The following is a 15,737-nucleotide window of genomic DNA, read 5'->3' on the forward strand; positions in this document are numbered from 1 at the left end:
GCCTTGAAACGCCGTAGACCGGAGCCGCCGCCCACATGTCCCTTCATCTGTTCAACAATGTCAAAGAGCCGACAAAAACACCGGCACAGCTCCCTTACCCCTTTTTCTCGGGGCGGTCAGCGCGCCAGGTCTGTTGTGACTGCCTCGGCGACCAAGTCGGCCACCGCTGCGGTGACACCCATCTAGGCGGGCCGCCCCAGCCCGTCAACACCAAATTGCATTTTTACGACATTTGTGGGGGAACCATGCCGTCACGCGGCTTACAACGCCTCTGGCAGGCCTGCCCGGAGCGTATTTCGCCGATGGTCTGGGCAGTGGCGCCTTCCCCGTCCGGCGGATAGGATAAGCCATGGAATCGAGACGGATCCGGCGGGTGGTCATCTTGGGCGGCGGGACTGCCGGTTGGATGACGGCGGCAGCGCTGTCACATAGCTTCGGCGCCGCGGTGACCGTTACTCTGCTCGAATCGGAGGAGATCGGCACCGTCGGGGTGGGTGAAGCGACGATTCCGACGATCCACTGGTTCAATTCGCTGGTCGGGCTCGACGAAGCCGACTTCCTGCGGGCGACCAAGGCGACGTTCAAGCTCGGCATCGCGTTCGTCGATTGGCGCGCACCGGGCCACCGCTATTTCCATCCTTTCGGTCATTATGGCGCGGCGTTGCCCGGCGTCGCCTTCCATCATCGCTGGCTGAAGGCGGCGGCCGACGGCCTCGCGATGACGCTCGGCGCCCTGTCGCTGGCGGAAGGGCTCGCCGACGAAAACCGGTTCGCGCGGCCGAGCGGCGATGCGCGGTCGATCCTGTCGAGCCTCGGTTACGCCTATCATTTCGACGCCGGCCTCTATGCGGCCTATCTGCGTCGGGTAAGCGAGACTCGCGGCGTGACACGCGTCGAAGGCCGGCTAAATACTGTGGAGCGCCACCCGGACACCGGCTTCGTCAGCGCTTTGACCACGTCGCGGGGCGAGCGGCTGGAAGGCGATCTCTTCATCGATTGCTCCGGCTTTCGCGCGCTGCTGATCGACGACGTCGTCGGCGAACCTTTCGAGGACTGGTCGCACTGGCTGCCCTGCGACCGCGCCGTGGCCGTGCCCTGCGCACGGGTCGCCCCCACCACGCCCTACACCCGAACCACCGCCCGTGCCGCCGGCTGGCAGTGGCGCATTCCGCTGCAGCATCGGATCGGGAACGGCTATGTCTATGCCAGCGATCAGTGCAGCGATGATGCCGCCATCGCGACGTTGCTGGCCAATCTCGACGGCGAGCCCTTGGCCGAGCCGCGGCTGCTGCGCTTCAAGGCAGGCATGCGGCGCCGGCCGTGGCGCGACAACGTCGTGGCGATCGGCCTGTCGTCTGGCTTCCTTGAACCGCTCGAATCGACCAGCATCCATCTGATCCAGAGCGGGATCGCCAAATTGCTGACGCTGTTCCCCGATCGCGATTGCGATCCGGCGCTGGCGGCACGTTTCAACACGACGTTCGCGCGCGATATGGACGGGATCAAGGATTTCCTGATCCTCCATTACCATGCGACTAGCCGCGAAGAGTCGCTCTGGCGCCACTGTCGAACGATGTCTTTGCCCGACGGCCTGCGCGAGCGGATCGCACAATATCGACGGTCGGGGCGGCTGATCCTCGATCCGGACGAATTGTTCCGCGAGGCGAGCTGGCTTGCGGTGCTCGATGGCCAGGGAATCAAGGCGCAGGGTTATAATCCGCTTGCCGATGCGATCGATCCGGCCGCCAATCGCGCGCAGGTCCAGCAGATCGCCGACGTCATTGCGCGGGCTGTGCCGACATTGCCCATGCACGACGCGGTGCTGGCGCAGATGATCGGCACGCCGTCGTGACGCCGCCGGACATCGTTGCGCGCCGCATCGGCAACGAGGCGGAGCCGATCGCGATCATCGACGGCTTCCACCCCGATCCCGATGCGTTGCGCAGCCATGCCACAACCGCGCCCTTCGAGCCCGGCCGCCACCATTATCCCGGCCTGCGCGCCAGCCTGCCCGCCACCTATTTCGCCGCGGTGCGACCGGCGCTGACCCGCGCGCTCGCCGGGGTGTTCGATCATGACGGCGCACTGGCGCTGCTCGACTCGAGCTATGCCCTGGTCACCACGCCGCCCGCGCGACTGACGCTGCCGCAGCGCCTGCCGCACGTCGATGCCGTCGATCCCGGCCGGATCGCCCTGGTCCATTATCTCGACCCCGACGGCGGCGACGGCACTGCATTCTACCGGCATCGCAGCACCGGGTTCGAGCGGCTCGATCGTGCCCGCGCGCCGATCTATTTCGAGCAGCTCGACGCCGAACTGCGTCACGGCGGCGTGCCCGCCCCGGCCTATATCCACGGATCGACGCCGCTGTTCGAGCGGATCGCGCTGGTCGAAGCGCGCTACAATCGCGCTGTCCTCTATCGCAGCGCATTGCTCCACAGCGGTGCGATCGCCCCCGATGCGGTGCTGAGCGACGATCCCACGCGCGGCCGGCTCACGATCACTGCGTTCCTGGCGCCGGGCTGACCCGCGGCGACTGGACGGCGAGGTAGACGGTGCTCCACAATTGCGCCGCGTTCGATTCGTCGACGTCCTGCTTGCCCGCGCCGAACGGAACGACGGCATAGCGGCCGTTGGCGAAGGCCCAGGACCAGAGTTCCGAGCTCTGCGTCGCGCGCGTCGCCTGGATCGCGCGCCACAGCCGCGCTTGCGCCTCCGTCAGCCGGCTACGCGTCGCCGGCGGCAGGTCGGTCCGCGCCAATTGCCGTTCGAGGCCAGCGGCGAACAGCGCCTGCTGCCACGACCAGACCACCGCGCCATGATAAGCGGCGGGGGTGAACCGCGCCTGCGTCGCGGCGTCGGCCTGCGCGGCATTGGCGACGAGCAGGCCGATATCGGTCATCAGCCCGGCCGGGAACGGGCGCATAGCCGCGTCGACATAGGTATCGAGATCGGCGGCCGACGGGGTGGCGAACAGCAACGCGAAACCTTCGTCGGAATGGACGATCGGCACCGGTTTGCCGTCGGCGGCGAGCGCGATGGCGTGGAAGACGAGCGGCTTGCCGCCGAGCGCGGCGAGCGCCGGCGCGGCAGGGATGCCGAGGCCCTGCGCATAGCCGCGCACCCGCGCCGCCGCGTCGGCAGCGGGGATCGTCACGCGGAACAGGTCCGGCACGCGCTGGCGCCAGACCTGCGCCGTGGCGCTCGCCGATGCGAGCATCGCGCGATCGTCGCCCGCCAGATACGGGTCGAGCAGCCCGGCGGCGAGCAGCCGCGCCGCCGCATCGAGTGCGGCGGGTACGAACACCGCATTGACGTCATAGGGATAGCGCCCCCTTCCCAGCCCCTCTTCGCTGTCGCGCCACTGGCCGGTCATCCGGCCTTGCTTCAGGCCGATCAACTGGCCGACGGCGGGCGTCGCGGCGAACGGCCGCGCGTGCGCGACGACGAAGCGGAGGTTGCGGACCAAGGCGGCGCCGGCCGGTTCGGTCTTGCCGGGAATGCCCTCGTCGACCAGTCGCGCGGCGAGGAAGCGCTGCGCCGCGGCCCGGTCGCCGCGGTCGAGCAGGTAGCTCGCCGCCACCGGCGCGAGCATGTAATCGTCGTCGATCATCGCATAATCGAGCACCGCGGCATCGCCGCTGCCGCCGTGCTGGCGACGATCGACCACCGCGAACTCGCCGATCCCCTCTTCATGCGCGACGTCGCCCGACGAGTCGAGCCGCGCCAGCACCGACCCCAGCCCCGCCTCGATCGCGCGCGATTGCAGGACCGGCATCAGCAGGCGCAGCGACATCAAGGTGTCGCGGCCGAAATAGGTCTGGAACCGCCACGAACCGGCGAGGAACTTTTCGCGGTAGCTGAGGAAGCGCAGCGCGTTGCGCGCGACCGGATCGGCGGCGGCCTTGGCGTTGAGCAACTCGGCCGGCGTCAGCCCGTGCAAGGGCGTCTCGCCGCTGGACGCGGTGATCTCCAGCCGGATCGGCTGGCCGGGTGCGGCGGTGATCGCCCCGTCGGCGATCCGGCCGGCGCGCACGCGGACCTGCAGCAGATAGCCCGGCGCGCCGTCGAGCCGGGCCCGTCGCCAGGTGATCGTATCGCCCGTCACGACCGGATCGACCGCCAAAGCCTCGGGGAAACGGCCGACCGACTGATAGTCGCGCAGGAAGCGGACGCTCGACAGCACCGCCTGTTTGATCCGCAGCCGCGGCGCGTCGATGCTGGCGACCGCGACGATCGCCGGCTGCGGCCCGGCGACACCGGCGGCCGAGGCGGCGCGCGGCGGTTGTTCGAGCCGCCATGTCGCGGGACGGGCGAGCGGCTCGAACCACAATCCGACGCCGCTGTTACCCGCCGGGAAAGCGACGAGGATGCGTGGGTCGCTGCCGTTGCGGAGCAGCAGATGCGCCGCGACCGGACCATCGCGCAGGAACGCGTTGAGGTTCTGCCCCTCGGTGACCTGATAGGCGAGTTCGGGCACGGACCGTTGCTGCGCCCCCGCCCATGTCGCGCCGCCGATCGCCGCGCCGGCGAGCAGCGCCAATATCAGGGTCTTCATCTCACCACTCCTCGATGGGGCTGACGCCATCGTTCGAACCGATCGTTGGCCCGCCCCGCTTTCGTGATCCCACATGGACTATCGTCTATGACCCCAAGCGGGGTCGATCCCCTTTGACGTCCACGCCGTCACACCCGACCCGTTCGCCCCCCCGAAAGTCGCTCCGTGCTCCTGCGAAATCAGGAGCCCAGGAGTCCCGAACGCCATGAGACGTTGTCCTGCTTGGCCCTGGGTTCCTGCTTCCGCAGGAACACTGTGCTGATCCACAAGCATCGCGGACTTTCGCAAAGGCCTCGACTCGGTCCGTGTCCACTCCGCGGCGAGAGAGAAGGATTGATGCGACATCGTTCTCCAGCGCTCCCGTGGACTCCGGAACCAGTCCGGGGTGACGGATCTTCTGGAGAAACCGGGCGCACCTCATCATCCCGGCGATAGGCGTCCACCCGGTCAGAAGCGGAACGTCACCGATCCGCCATAGGTCGGGCCGACGATGCCGCGGGCGTAGAAATAGCCGTCGGTGATCGCCTGCGTCTGCCCCTGGCGCGGATTGCCCTCGGTCAGGCCGACGACGTTGAAGATGTTCTCCGCATTCACCGCCACCTGCAGCTTCTCGGTGACGTTGAGCGTCACCCCGGCGCTGGTCACGCCATAACTCGGCAGCGCGACGCCGTTGCCGGCATCGGCGAAGATCTTGCCGATATATTTATAGCGGCCGAAGATCTCCCCGAGACCGTTGGGCAATTGGATCGCCGGGGTGACGGTCCACAGCGACGCGGGCGTCCGTTCGGGACGATTGCCGGCATAGCCCGGGTCGGTGACACCATCGAGCTGGAGGTTGACCAGCTTCGGGTCCTGGAACACGCCCTGGAAATCGACCGAGAACCAGCGGATCGGCCGCACCAGCACGTCGACCTCGACCCCCTTGGTGCGCAGATCGGCGTTGATGTTCTGCTGCACCGCCGGATTGGCAGGATTGGCGAAATTGTAATTCTGGTCGTCGAAATTGGTGCGGAACACCGTCACCGATCCGGTGAACAGACGGCCGTATTGATACCGCAGCCCCGCTTCGTAGAGCTTGATCGTCGTGATCGGATCGATGTTGTTGGTCTGGAAGCCGTCGGCATAGCGGGCGTAGATCGAGAAGTTCGGCGTGAAGAGATAGTTGGCGCCGACCGTCCAGGCGATCTTCGACTGGCTGAGCTTGCCGTCGGTGCCCGTCCGGCTGACGTTGGTCGGGGCATATTGGCCGTTGAAGGTCGGCCCGACGGTGCGGATCACGCCGCCCTGGCTGGCCGGCACCGCCTGGTTGGTCGCCGCCGATACACCGTCGAACGCGGTCGCGGTGTCGCGTTCCCAGCGGATGCCGCCGTCGATGCGCAGATGATCGCCGAGCGCGATCTCGTCATTCGCATAGAGCGAGACGGTCTCGTCCTTGCGCTCGCGGATGCCGTTGCCCCAATCGCCGTAGGAGACGAGGCCGCTGTCGGTCAGCGTACCGATCACCGCATTGGCGCCGTTCAGCGCGACGATGTCGTAGATGTCGCTGTTGTTCTTGACGTCGTTGACGACGCTGGCGGTCGCCGACTGATCCTGGCTGCGTTTGACGTTGTAATACATGCCGCCGACGGTCAGCGAGTTCTTGATCGCGCCGAACTGCGTTTCCCACCGGGCGCCGATGTTGCTGCCGAAATCCTTGCCGTGGACGGCATCGTGGTTGAGCGTCGTGCGCTGGAGGAAGCCGTTGCCGTTGAGCGCGTTGAGCGCCGCGGTCTGGTCCGAGCCGAGCACCACGCCGGTGCGCAGGTTGCGGATGCCGAAACGGGTGGTGGCGGGGAAAGCGGCGAAGCCGGCACGCAGCACGTCGATGATCGGCGAGCGTGCCGGATCGGGGGTCAGATAGTCGACCGCGCTGGCGAGGCCCGCGTTGCCCGTCCCCGACCCCGGGAACAGGCCGTTAAAATCGTATTTGTAATCGATGTAGCGCGAGCGCGCGAACAGGCTGATCGTCTCCGACACCGGCACGTCGATATCGAGCCGCGCCTGGTTGTAGAGCGAGCGGATGCCGTCGCGATAGCGGAACGGCCGGTAGCCGCTGGGATGCGCGAAGGTCGATACCGGCACGTTGATCGAGGTGAAGGCGTCGCCGCCGATATTGTCCTTCTGGATGTTGAAGCCGGGAATGCTGGCGGGGTCGCCATTGTCGTAGCGATACGGCGCCGACGCGTAATAAGCGGTCTCGATGTCGCCGCGGCGGCCGGACAGGCGAATCGATCCGCCACCGGGCAGCCGGTATTCGAGTGCGCCCTTGATCCGATAGCCGGCATAGTCGAACGGGTTGCGGCGCACGCCGGGGCTGCTTTGCACATAGCCGCCGAAGTTGAACGCCAGATTGTCGGCGAGCGGCGCCGAATAATAGAAATCCGCGCGCTTGAGCCCGTAGTTGAAGCCGGTGAGACGGACCGCGCCCTCGAATTCCTTGAAATTCGGGCGCTTGGAAATGAAGTTGATCGTCGCGCCGGCGCCGTTGACGGTCAGCACGCCCGACGAACCGCCCTTGACCGCCTCGAGCCGGTCGATCGTCAGGTCCTGCTGGAAGAAGAAGTCGGCACCGCCGCCGCCATAGAGGATCGGCATGCCGTCTTCCTCGAGCTGGACGAAGCGCTGGCCGCCGCCCTGCAGGCCGCGGACGGAATAATTGTTCGACGATTCGCCTGCGGTCGCCTCGACGAAGATGCCGGGGACCAGTTCGAGCATATCCGCGGTCGAGCGCGGCGCGCGCCGGTCGATCGCCTCACGCGTCGCATAGGTGATGTCGGCGGACGAGGTGATCAGCGGGCGGTCGCGGGTGGTCTGGCCGGTGACGACGATATCCTGAAGATCGTCGTTCGCTTCGGCCGGGGCCGTCGCAGCGGCGGGCGTGCCGGCCTGCGTGTCCGTCTGGGTGGCGCCCTGCGTGGTGGGCTGGTCGCCCGGCACCGTCTGTGCCGCGGCGGCGAAAGGCAAGGTCGCAGCACCTGCGAGCAGCAGGGCGCGGATACCAACATGGTCGGTGCGCATCGTATCTCCCCAAAACGTCTGCCATTCTTTGACGGCTGCATGCGTTGTTATACCTTTCGGGCACTCGGCAACAGCGGTTGGAGCGGATTCGGACCAGAATGGGTGAAGCCTGTGGCGGCGGGGACACAGCCGGATCCCAGCCGGGAACACAGGGGGTGCGATGCGCCGAAGCTTGCGCCGGTGCGGAAATTCGCTATAGGCCCCCGCTTCGCGATGCGTCCGGTTGTCGGTGGCGTCCAGCGGCCGGCGTTTCGTCGGTTGCCCGGGCGGCCCGTCGGGCTCATCGGTTTTCCGTAAGCCGATTTCTAGAACAAGGTGCCGAAATGGCCGTCCCCAAGCGAAAGACCTCTCCCTCCAAGCGCGGCATGCGTCGCAGCCACGATTCGCTCAGCATCGAATCGTTCCAGGAGTGCCCGAACTGTGGCGAGCTCAAGCGTCCGCACAATCTGTGCACCGCTTGCGGCCACTATAACGGCCGCGAGATCGTCTCGGTCGAGGGCTGAGCCCCTCCCCTCCCATCCGGATAAGCGCTGAACATGCCCGACACTTCCTGGATCGCCGTCGATGCGATGGGCGGCGACGAGGGGCTGGCGGTCATGCTCGCCGGCGTGGCTGCCGCCCGCCGGCGGTATGAAGGCATGCGCTTCTTCCTGGTGGGCGACGAGGCCAAGGTTGCGGAAGAGCTGAAGAGCCATCCCAACCTCAGCCAGCATAGCGAGATCGTCCACGCCCCCGAGACCGTCGGTTCGAGCGACAAGCCGAGCCAAGCGATCCGCCGCGCCAAGACGACCTCGATGGGTATCGCCATCGATCTGGTGAAGCAGGGTCGTGCCGGTGCCGCCGTCTCGTCGGGCAATACCGGCGCGCTGATGGCGATGGCCAAGCTCGCGCTGCGCACCCTGCCCGGCATCGACCGCCCGGCGCTTGCCGCGCCCTTGCCGACGCTCGGCGACAATGACGTCGTGATGCTCGATCTCGGTGCCAATACCGAGGTGGATGCGCGCAACCTCGTCCAGTTCGCCGTCATGGGTGCTGCCTACGCGCGCACGATCATGGACCTCGACAGCCCGCGCGTCGCGCTGCTCAACATCGGCAGCGAGGACCAGAAGGGCACCGACGAGATCCGCGATGCCGCCGCGGTACTCAAGGGGCAGACGCATCTGCCGCTGACCTTCACCGGCTTCGTCGAGGGCAACCAGCTCGCCCGGGGCAATCACGACGTGATCGTCTGCGACGGCTTCGCCGGCAATATCGCGCTCAAGACCGCCGAGGGCACCGCGCGCTTCGTCGCCGACCTGCTCAAGCGCGCGTTCAGCTCGTCGGTCCGCTCGAAGGTCGGCTTCCTGATCTCGCGTCCGGCAACCGAGCTGCTGCGCGATCACCTCGATCCCAACAATCACAATGGCGCGGTCTTCCTCGGCCTCAACGGCATCGTCGTGAAGAGCCACGGCAGCGCCAACGAGCGCGGCGTCGCCACCGCGATCGGCAATGCCGCCAAGATGGTCCGCGCCGACCTGACCCGCCGCATCGCCGACGATCTCGGCAATTTCGAGAAGAAAGCCGCATGATCCGTTCGGTCGTCCTTGGCACCGGTTCGGCGCTGCCAGAGCGGCGCGTGTCCAACGCCGATCTGGAACAGCAGCTCGACACCAGCGACGCCTGGATCGTCGAGCGCACCGGCATCCGCTTCCGCCACATCGCTGGCCCGCACGAGACGACCGCGACGCTCGCCGCAGACGCCTGCCGCGCCGCGCTCGATTCGGCCGGCGTCGCCGCCGCCGACATCGACCTGATCGTCCTCGCCACCGCCACCCCCGACCAGACCTTTCCGGCGACCGCCACCAAGGTGCAGGCGATGCTCGGCATCGACGATTGCGTCGCGTTCGACGTCGCCGCGGTCTGCTCGGGCTTCCTCTATGCGGTGCAGGTCGCCGATTCGATGCTGCGCACCGGCGTGCATCGCCGCGCTCTGGTGATCGGTGCCGAGACGTTCAGCCGCATCCTCGACTGGGAGGATCGCACCACCGCGGTGCTGTTCGGCGACGGCGCCGGCGCGATCGTGCTCGAAGGGCAGGAGAGCGATGCGGAAAGCGGCCGCGGCATCCTCGCCACCAAGCTCCACGCCGACGGCCGCCACAACGATCTGCTCTACGTCGACGGCGGCCCGTCGACCACCGGCACGGTCGGCAAGCTGCGGATGAAGGGGCGCGAGGTGTTCCGCCACGCCGTCGTCAATCTCGCCGCGGTGCTGGAGGAGACGCTGGTCATCGCCGGGCTGACCTCGGCCGATGTCGACTGGGTGGTGCCGCATCAGGCCAATGCCCGCATCCTCGACGCGACCAGCCGCAAGCTCGGCCTGTCGCCCGACAAGATCGTCGTCACCGTCGATCGCCATGCCAACACCTCGGCGGCCTCGGTGCCGCTCGCGCTCGACGTCGCGGTGCGCGACGGCCGGGTCCGCCAGGGCGAGATCGTCGTGCTCGAGGCGATGGGCGGCGGCTTCACCTGGGGCGCCGCGGTCGTCCGCTTCTGACAGCAATTCGTTCGTTTTTCCGGCCTTGCCGGGAACCTGACAACAAAGTCACTTTCGGACACGTCTGCTATCGTGTAACATTATACGCGGGCATCCTAGCAGATGGAGTGGGGCGAGCGTGTTGATGACTACTGTTGGAACACTGACGAGGGCGGACCTTTCGGAAGCCCTGCACCGTCAGATCGGACTGTCGCGGACCGAGTCGGCGAAGATCGTGGAACAGATTCTGACCGAAATGTGCGAGGCGCTCGCGCGGGGTGAGAACGTCAAGATTTCGGGCTTCGGCACCTTCGTCCTGCGTGACAAGGGCGAGCGGATCGGCCGCAATCCCAAGACCGGCGTCGAAGTGCCGATCGCGCCGCGGCGGGTGCTGACCTTCCGCGCCAGCCAGATGATGCGCGAACGCATCGTCACCTCCAGCTGAGCCGCAAGGTCTCCGGCACGCCCAAGGCGAGCGGAGCGTTCAGGACGATCGGGGAAGTGTCGGAGGCGACAGGCCTCCCGCAGCATGTCCTGCGCTATTGGGAAACGCGTTTCCCGCAGCTGCGCCCAGTCACGCGTGCCGGAAACCGTCGCTATTACCGACCCGCAGACGTCGCCTTGGTGCGGCGTATCGATGCGTTGCTCAACGCGCAGGGCTATACCGTCCGCGGCGTCCAGCAGGTACTGGGCCAATCCGCCCCTCCGGAGACTAGCCCGGACGATGGGGCACCCGACATATTTGCCGCGTTGCGCGCGATCCGCGACGATCTCGGCCATGCGCTGACGCAGGACGACGATACCGCCTGACCGGTCGGATGAAGCGGAGTGCGAGGCGGCCATAGCTGCCCCCTGCCCTATGTCTGGTGAAACCCTCTCCGTCAGTGCAGCGCAATCGCGGGTGATTGCGGTGATGAGGCCCTATCGGTTTTTCACCTCATGTTCGTCACCCGAACGTCTTCGACACCTCTGCGAAGGTCCGCATCACCGGTGGGTCAGCACAGTGCTCCTGCGAAAGCAGGAGCCCAGGGCCAAGCAAAACAACGTCTTGCGGCGTTCAAGACTCCTGGGATCCTGCGTTCGCAGGAGCACTCGAGGGCTTTCGCAGATGTCTCGGCTTGCTCCAGGATGACGGTGGAGGTTTGGAAGACGGCAGGCTCGCCAGATGAGCGTCTGACTGGTTCGGACGAGATTTCCCAAATATCTTCCGGCACCCCGGCCTTGCGCCGGGGTCCCGCTTCACTGGTCGGGGAAAAGAAGCGGGATGCCGGATCAAGTCCGGCATGACGGGGGATGTACGGGCGGTAGCAAACCCCGATCGGTCATATGCGGTAGCTCGAGGAAAAACCCCGAACTCCGCATGTCGATCCCCCCTACCGCTCGCGCGTCGCGGCGAAGCGGACCTTGCTGTAGCGGTCGGCGATGTAATTGACCTCCCATGCGCTCTTGGCGAGGAAGACCGGATTGCCGTCGCGATCCTTGGCCATCGCCGACCGGTTGAGATCCATGAAGTCCTTCAGATCGGCCGGGTTCTCCGCCGAGACCCAGCGCGCCGTCTCGAACGGCGCCGGCTCCAGCCCCGCCGCGACCTTATATTCCGCATCGAGTCGGCTGAGCAGCACCTCGAGCTGGAGCTGCCCGACGACGCCGATGATCCAGTTAGAGCCGATCTCGGGATAGAAGACCTGCGTCACGCCCTCCTCGGCCATGTCGTCGAGCGCCTTGCGGAGCTGCTTGGTCTTGGTCGGGTCCTTGAGCTGGACGCGGCGCAGGATCTCGGGCGCGAAATTGGGCAGGCCGGTGAAGCGCACGTCGGCGCGCTCCGACAGCGTATCGCCGACGCGCAGCGTGCCATGGTTGGGGATGCCAATGATGTCGCCGGGGAAGGCCTCGTCGGCAAGCTCGCGATTCTGCGCGAAGAACAGGATCGGCGAATGCACCGCGATCGGCTTGCCGTGGCCCGTCGGCGTCAGCTTCATGCCGCGCTTGAACGTCCCCGAACACAATCGCATGAAGGCGATACGGTCGCGGTGATTGGGGTCCATGTTCGCCTGCACCTTGAAGACGAAGCCGGTCACCTCGTCATTGTCGGGCGAGACGGGGGCGGGCTCGGCCGGTTGCGCGCGCGGCGGCGGCGCATGTTCGGCGAGCGCGCCGATCAGTTCGGCGACGCCGAAATCCTTGAGCGCGGAGCCGAAATAGACCGGAGTCAGGTCGCCGTTGCGATAGGCTTCGGCGTCGAATTCGGGATAGCCCGCCTGTGCCAGTTCGATCTCCTCCGCCCAGCGCTCAGACAGCGTCGGGTCGGCCTCGGTCTTGCCGAGGAAAGCGCGGCTGTCGCCCTCGGGGCGGCTGATCGTGTTGGTGACGAGGTCGAGCACGCCCTCGAACTCGCCGCCCATGCCGACCGGCCAGCTCATTGGCGCGACGTCCAATGCGAGCATGTCGGCGATCTCGTCGAGCAGTTCGAAGATCGGACGCCCTTCGCGGTCGACCTTGTTGACGAAGGTGATGATCGGCACCGAGCGCAGGCGGCAGACCTCGAACAATTTGCGCGTCTGCGGCTCGATGCCCTTGGCGGCGTCGATCACCATCACTGCCGAATCGACCGCGGTCAGCGTGCGATAGGTGTCCTCGCTGAAATCCTCGTGGCCCGGCGTGTCGAGCAGGTTGAAGGTGATGCCTTCCCGCTCGAACGTCATCACCGACGAGGTAACCGAAATGCCGCGCTGCTGTTCGATCTTCATCCAGTCCGAGCGTGCGCGTCGATTCTGGCCGCGTGCCTTGACCTCGCCGGCGAGATGGATCGCGCCGCCGAAGTACAGCAGCTTTTCGGTCAGCGTGGTCTTGCCCGCGTCGGGGTGGGAGATGATCGCGAAGGTGCGGCGGGGGGAGGTCACTGGCAGTATCCGGCTGGCGGGCGACCCGGGCTCGGGTCGCGGAAGGTGGAGGTGATGGAGCGTCGGGGTCGGCAGCGCCCCACCCGGATCGGCACGCTTGCGGGCGGCCGGCTGCGGGAGAGACGTGTCGTCGCGGTGCTTTGCCAGATGTAGGGCGTGGAGGACAGAGGGGTTGGGGATGCCCCCCTCCCCCTTCGTCATCCCCGCGAAGGCGGGGATCCAGACGCGCAGGGTCCGGATAGAGTCGCGACGTCCGCGCGTATGGATCCCCGCCTGCGCGGGGATGACACATGTCGGGAAAATTCCGTCACCCCTTCAGCGTCACGCTCATTTCAATCCGCTTGTCGCCGCCGGCCGGCACTTCGAACACGCCCGGCTTGTCACGATACTCACCCGTATAGCCCTCGGGATCGGCGATACCGTGCCACGGCTCGACGCAGACATAAGCGGCACCGGGCTTGGTCCAGACGCCGAGCATCGGCGTTTCCGGGAAGGCGATGCGCAATTGCGGCCCGTTCGCCGCGCCATAGGTCACGCCCTGCGAGCGGATATGGTCCCACACCAGCGCGTCCTCGGTGAACAGATCGTCGCGCAGCGCCAGTTCGCGGCCATCGAGCGGCGACGGGCGGCGCGCTTCGGCGATCGTGCCGTCGGCGGCGATGGTGCGCAGTGCGTCGGGCTCGTCGGCGTCGAACAGGATGCGGTGCGCGGCGCGATCCTCGCCATAAGGCAGCGGCCAGGCGAAGGCGGGATGGAAGCCGAAACTCGCCGGCAGCGGCGCGTCCGCCGGATTGGCGATCCGCGCCTCGATCCACAGCGTGGCGCCCTCGATCCGGTAGGTCAGTTCGAGACGGAAGGCGAACGGATAGGCCGCGCGCGTTTCGGCACTGTCGGTCAGCGCGAAGGTGACGCGATCCTCCGCCGCCTCAATCACCTCGAACAGCGAGCGGCGGGCGAAGCCGTGCTTCTTCATCGGATAAGCGGTGCCGTCGACGCGGATCGTCTCCTCGAACGGCATGCCGATGACCGGGAAGAGGATCGGCGCATGCCCGGTCCAGAAGGCCGGATCGGCATCGGTCATCAACTCGCGCCCGCCGGCGTCGCGCAGATGCGTCAGCTCGGCGCCGAGCGGGTTGATCTGCGCGGTCAGCGCGATCGAGCGGATGGTGACGAGGTCGGTCATGCGCGGCCTTGTGCGTCAGCCGAAGCACGATCGCAACCGCCCGTCCGTCAGGGCGCCATCGGGTCGAGCGGTGCCGCATCCGCCGCGGTCGGCGGCACCCAGCCTTCGACAGCGGAGGCGTCGGTGACCAGCACCGGCGTGCCCTTGCTGGTCACACCGAACAGGTTCCTGGCGAAAGCGGTCGGCACGCGGATGCAGCCGTGCGAGGCGGGAAAGCCGGGATTCATCCCGGCGTGGATCGCGACGCCGTCCCAGGTCAGCCGTTGCATGAACGGCATCGGCGCGCTGTCATAGAGGTTGCTCTTGTGCACCTCGGACTTTTGCAGGATCGGGAAGGTGCCGAGCGGCGTGTCCTTGCCGTCCTTACCGGTCGAAACGGTCGACGCGCCGATCAGGATCTCGCCGCGATAGACATAGGCCTTCTGGTCGGGGATCGAGATGACGATGCTGACCGGGCCGAGCGTGGCATCGTCGTTCCACAGGAATTTGTTGGGAGCGAGCGTGGTCACCTCGGGCGCGAGCGCATCGGTGGCGGCGGCGGCGAAGGCCGGAGCCGGGGCGATGGCGAGGGTAACGGCGGCGCCCGCCATGATGAGCCAATGCTTCATTTTGTCGTCGTCCTTTCGCTTCCCCCTTCTGCCGGCTCAACGCTCGACTCCGCGGATCGTGCCGAACCTGATTCGGGACCAATCGAGGGCCGCTCGCGGCCAACCGTGCAACCAGAACGCCGATCGGGGGGGTGCGGTGGGCGAAAATTAAGTCCGTTGCTGCTATATGACTGTTAGCGGGATTGACCGGGGCTTTTGAAATTTTGATGCATACTGAGCATGATAGCGCACGCGACCGACGGGCTCTGCTGAAGAACGGGCTTGTGCTCGCGGCGACGCTGGCACTGCCCGGCACGCTGTCGGCGACGCCGCGTCGCCTCACCCAGCGCGATCTGCGGCCGATGACCGAACCGCCGGTTCCCGCTCCGCGGGCGATGGTGGCGGCGCGACCGATCACCTCGTCGCGCGTCGTGCGCCCCGACCTGATGCGCCAGGCGCTCGCCGCGCTAAGCCAGCACGGCCGCCGCATCCCGCAGCGCGACCGGATCGCGATCGCCGACATGGCGGCACCGTCGTCGGAAGCGCGCTTCCATCTCGTCGATCTCGTCTCGGGGCGCAGCCAGTCGTTCCTCGTCGCGCACGGCAGCGGCTCGGACCCGGCGCATACCGGTTTCCTCAAGCGTTTCTCGAACGAGCCCAATTCCAACGCCTCGTCGGAAGGCGCGTTCGTCACCGCGGATTATTACGTCGGCAAGCACGGCCGTTCGCAGCGGCTGATGGGGCTGGACGCGACCAACGACAATGCGCTGGCGCGCGCGATCGTGGTCCATTCGGCCTGGTATGCCAACCGCGACATGCTGCGCACGCACGGCATGCTCGGCCGCAGCCAAGGATGTTTCGCGGTCGGCGAGAGCGACCTCGCGCAGGTGTTCGAGCAGCTCGGGCCGGGGCGGATGATCTACTCGACCAAGGTGTGAGG

13 protein-coding genes are annotated in these 15,737 nt (G+C 66.9%); 8 read left to right on the top strand and 5 right to left on the bottom strand.

Annotated features, from left to right (window positions below):
• Nucleotides 1-349: 349 nt before the first annotated feature.
• Together AC07U4_RS14450 and AC07U4_RS14455 are read left to right on the top strand one after the other, a co-directional pair.
• Entirely contained in the window at nt 350-1,852 is a 1,503-nt protein-coding gene (locus AC07U4_RS14450) for a tryptophan halogenase family protein (protein WP_495195876.1), read from the top strand.
• A complete protein-coding gene (locus AC07U4_RS14455) occupies nt 1,849-2,526 on the top strand; it encodes a DUF6445 family protein (RefSeq protein WP_495195877.1) in 678 nt (225 codons plus the stop codon). Before AC07U4_RS14450 ends, AC07U4_RS14455 begins: the two co-directional genes overlap by 4 nt.
• Here the strand turns inward: AC07U4_RS14455 and AC07U4_RS14460 are convergent.
• Entirely contained in the window at nt 2,501-4,558 is a 2,058-nt protein-coding gene (locus AC07U4_RS14460) for a hypothetical protein (protein ID WP_495195878.1), read from the bottom strand. The two genes, AC07U4_RS14455 and AC07U4_RS14460, sit on opposite strands and share 26 nt — an antisense overlap.
• A 447-nt stretch (nt 4,559-5,005) precedes the next feature.
• Nucleotides 5,006-7,615, bottom strand: a complete 2,610-nt coding sequence (locus AC07U4_RS14465) for a TonB-dependent receptor domain-containing protein (protein ID WP_081974572.1) — start codon at nt 7,613-7,615, stop codon at nt 5,006-5,008.
• 323 nt (nt 7,616-7,938) lie between these two features.
• Between AC07U4_RS14465 and rpmF the strand changes: the two genes are divergently transcribed.
• From rpmF to AC07U4_RS14490, 5 genes are all read left to right on the top strand, one after another.
• Nucleotides 7,939-8,118, top strand: coding sequence for a 50S ribosomal protein L32 (gene rpmF / locus AC07U4_RS14470; RefSeq protein WP_037532429.1), 180 nt, complete (start codon nt 7,939-7,941; stop codon nt 8,116-8,118).
• 33 nt (nt 8,119-8,151) lie between these two features.
• Nucleotides 8,152-9,183, top strand: coding sequence for a phosphate acyltransferase PlsX (gene plsX / locus AC07U4_RS14475; protein WP_038665979.1), 1,032 nt, complete (start codon nt 8,152-8,154; stop codon nt 9,181-9,183).
• Nucleotides 9,180-10,148: a beta-ketoacyl-ACP synthase III gene (locus AC07U4_RS14480; protein ID WP_495195879.1), complete on the top strand. Its 969-nt coding sequence runs from the start codon at nt 9,180-9,182 to the stop codon at nt 10,146-10,148. The genes plsX and AC07U4_RS14480 overlap by 4 nt, the downstream gene beginning before the upstream one ends.
• 124 nt (nt 10,149-10,272) lie before the next feature.
• On the top strand, nt 10,273-10,572 hold the full coding sequence (locus AC07U4_RS14485) for an integration host factor subunit alpha (protein ID WP_038665973.1): 300 nt from the start codon (nt 10,273-10,275) through the stop codon (nt 10,570-10,572).
• Nucleotides 10,569-10,937: a MerR family transcriptional regulator gene (locus AC07U4_RS14490; protein WP_495196179.1), complete on the top strand. Its 369-nt coding sequence runs from the start codon at nt 10,569-10,571 to the stop codon at nt 10,935-10,937. The genes AC07U4_RS14485 and AC07U4_RS14490 overlap by 4 nt, the downstream gene beginning before the upstream one ends.
• A 563-nt stretch (nt 10,938-11,500) precedes the next feature.
• On the opposite strand, the gene AC07U4_RS14495 is transcribed toward AC07U4_RS14490, so the two are convergent.
• The 3 genes from AC07U4_RS14495 to AC07U4_RS14505 all read right to left on the bottom strand — a co-directional run bounded on the left by AC07U4_RS14495 (nt 11,501) and on the right by AC07U4_RS14505 (nt 14,818).
• Nucleotides 11,501-13,027, bottom strand: coding sequence for a peptide chain release factor 3 (locus AC07U4_RS14495; protein ID WP_137899614.1), 1,527 nt, complete (start codon nt 13,025-13,027; stop codon nt 11,501-11,503).
• A gap of 307 nt (nt 13,028-13,334) precedes the next feature.
• Nucleotides 13,335-14,210, bottom strand: a complete 876-nt coding sequence (locus AC07U4_RS14500; RefSeq protein WP_495195880.1) for an aldose 1-epimerase family protein — start codon at nt 14,208-14,210, stop codon at nt 13,335-13,337.
• Between the two features lie 47 nt (nt 14,211-14,257).
• Entirely contained in the window at nt 14,258-14,818 is a 561-nt protein-coding gene (locus AC07U4_RS14505; protein WP_495195881.1) for a L,D-transpeptidase family protein, read from the bottom strand.
• A gap of 206 nt (nt 14,819-15,024) precedes the next feature.
• Between AC07U4_RS14505 and AC07U4_RS14510 the strand changes: the two genes are divergently transcribed.
• Nucleotides 15,025-15,735, top strand: coding sequence for a murein L,D-transpeptidase catalytic domain family protein (locus AC07U4_RS14510; RefSeq protein ID WP_038665961.1), 711 nt, complete (start codon nt 15,025-15,027; stop codon nt 15,733-15,735).
• The last annotated feature ends 2 nt before the right edge of the window (nt 15,736-15,737 follow it).

It is taken from the genome of Sphingomonas sp. GW821-FHT02B09, assembly GCF_059421875.1.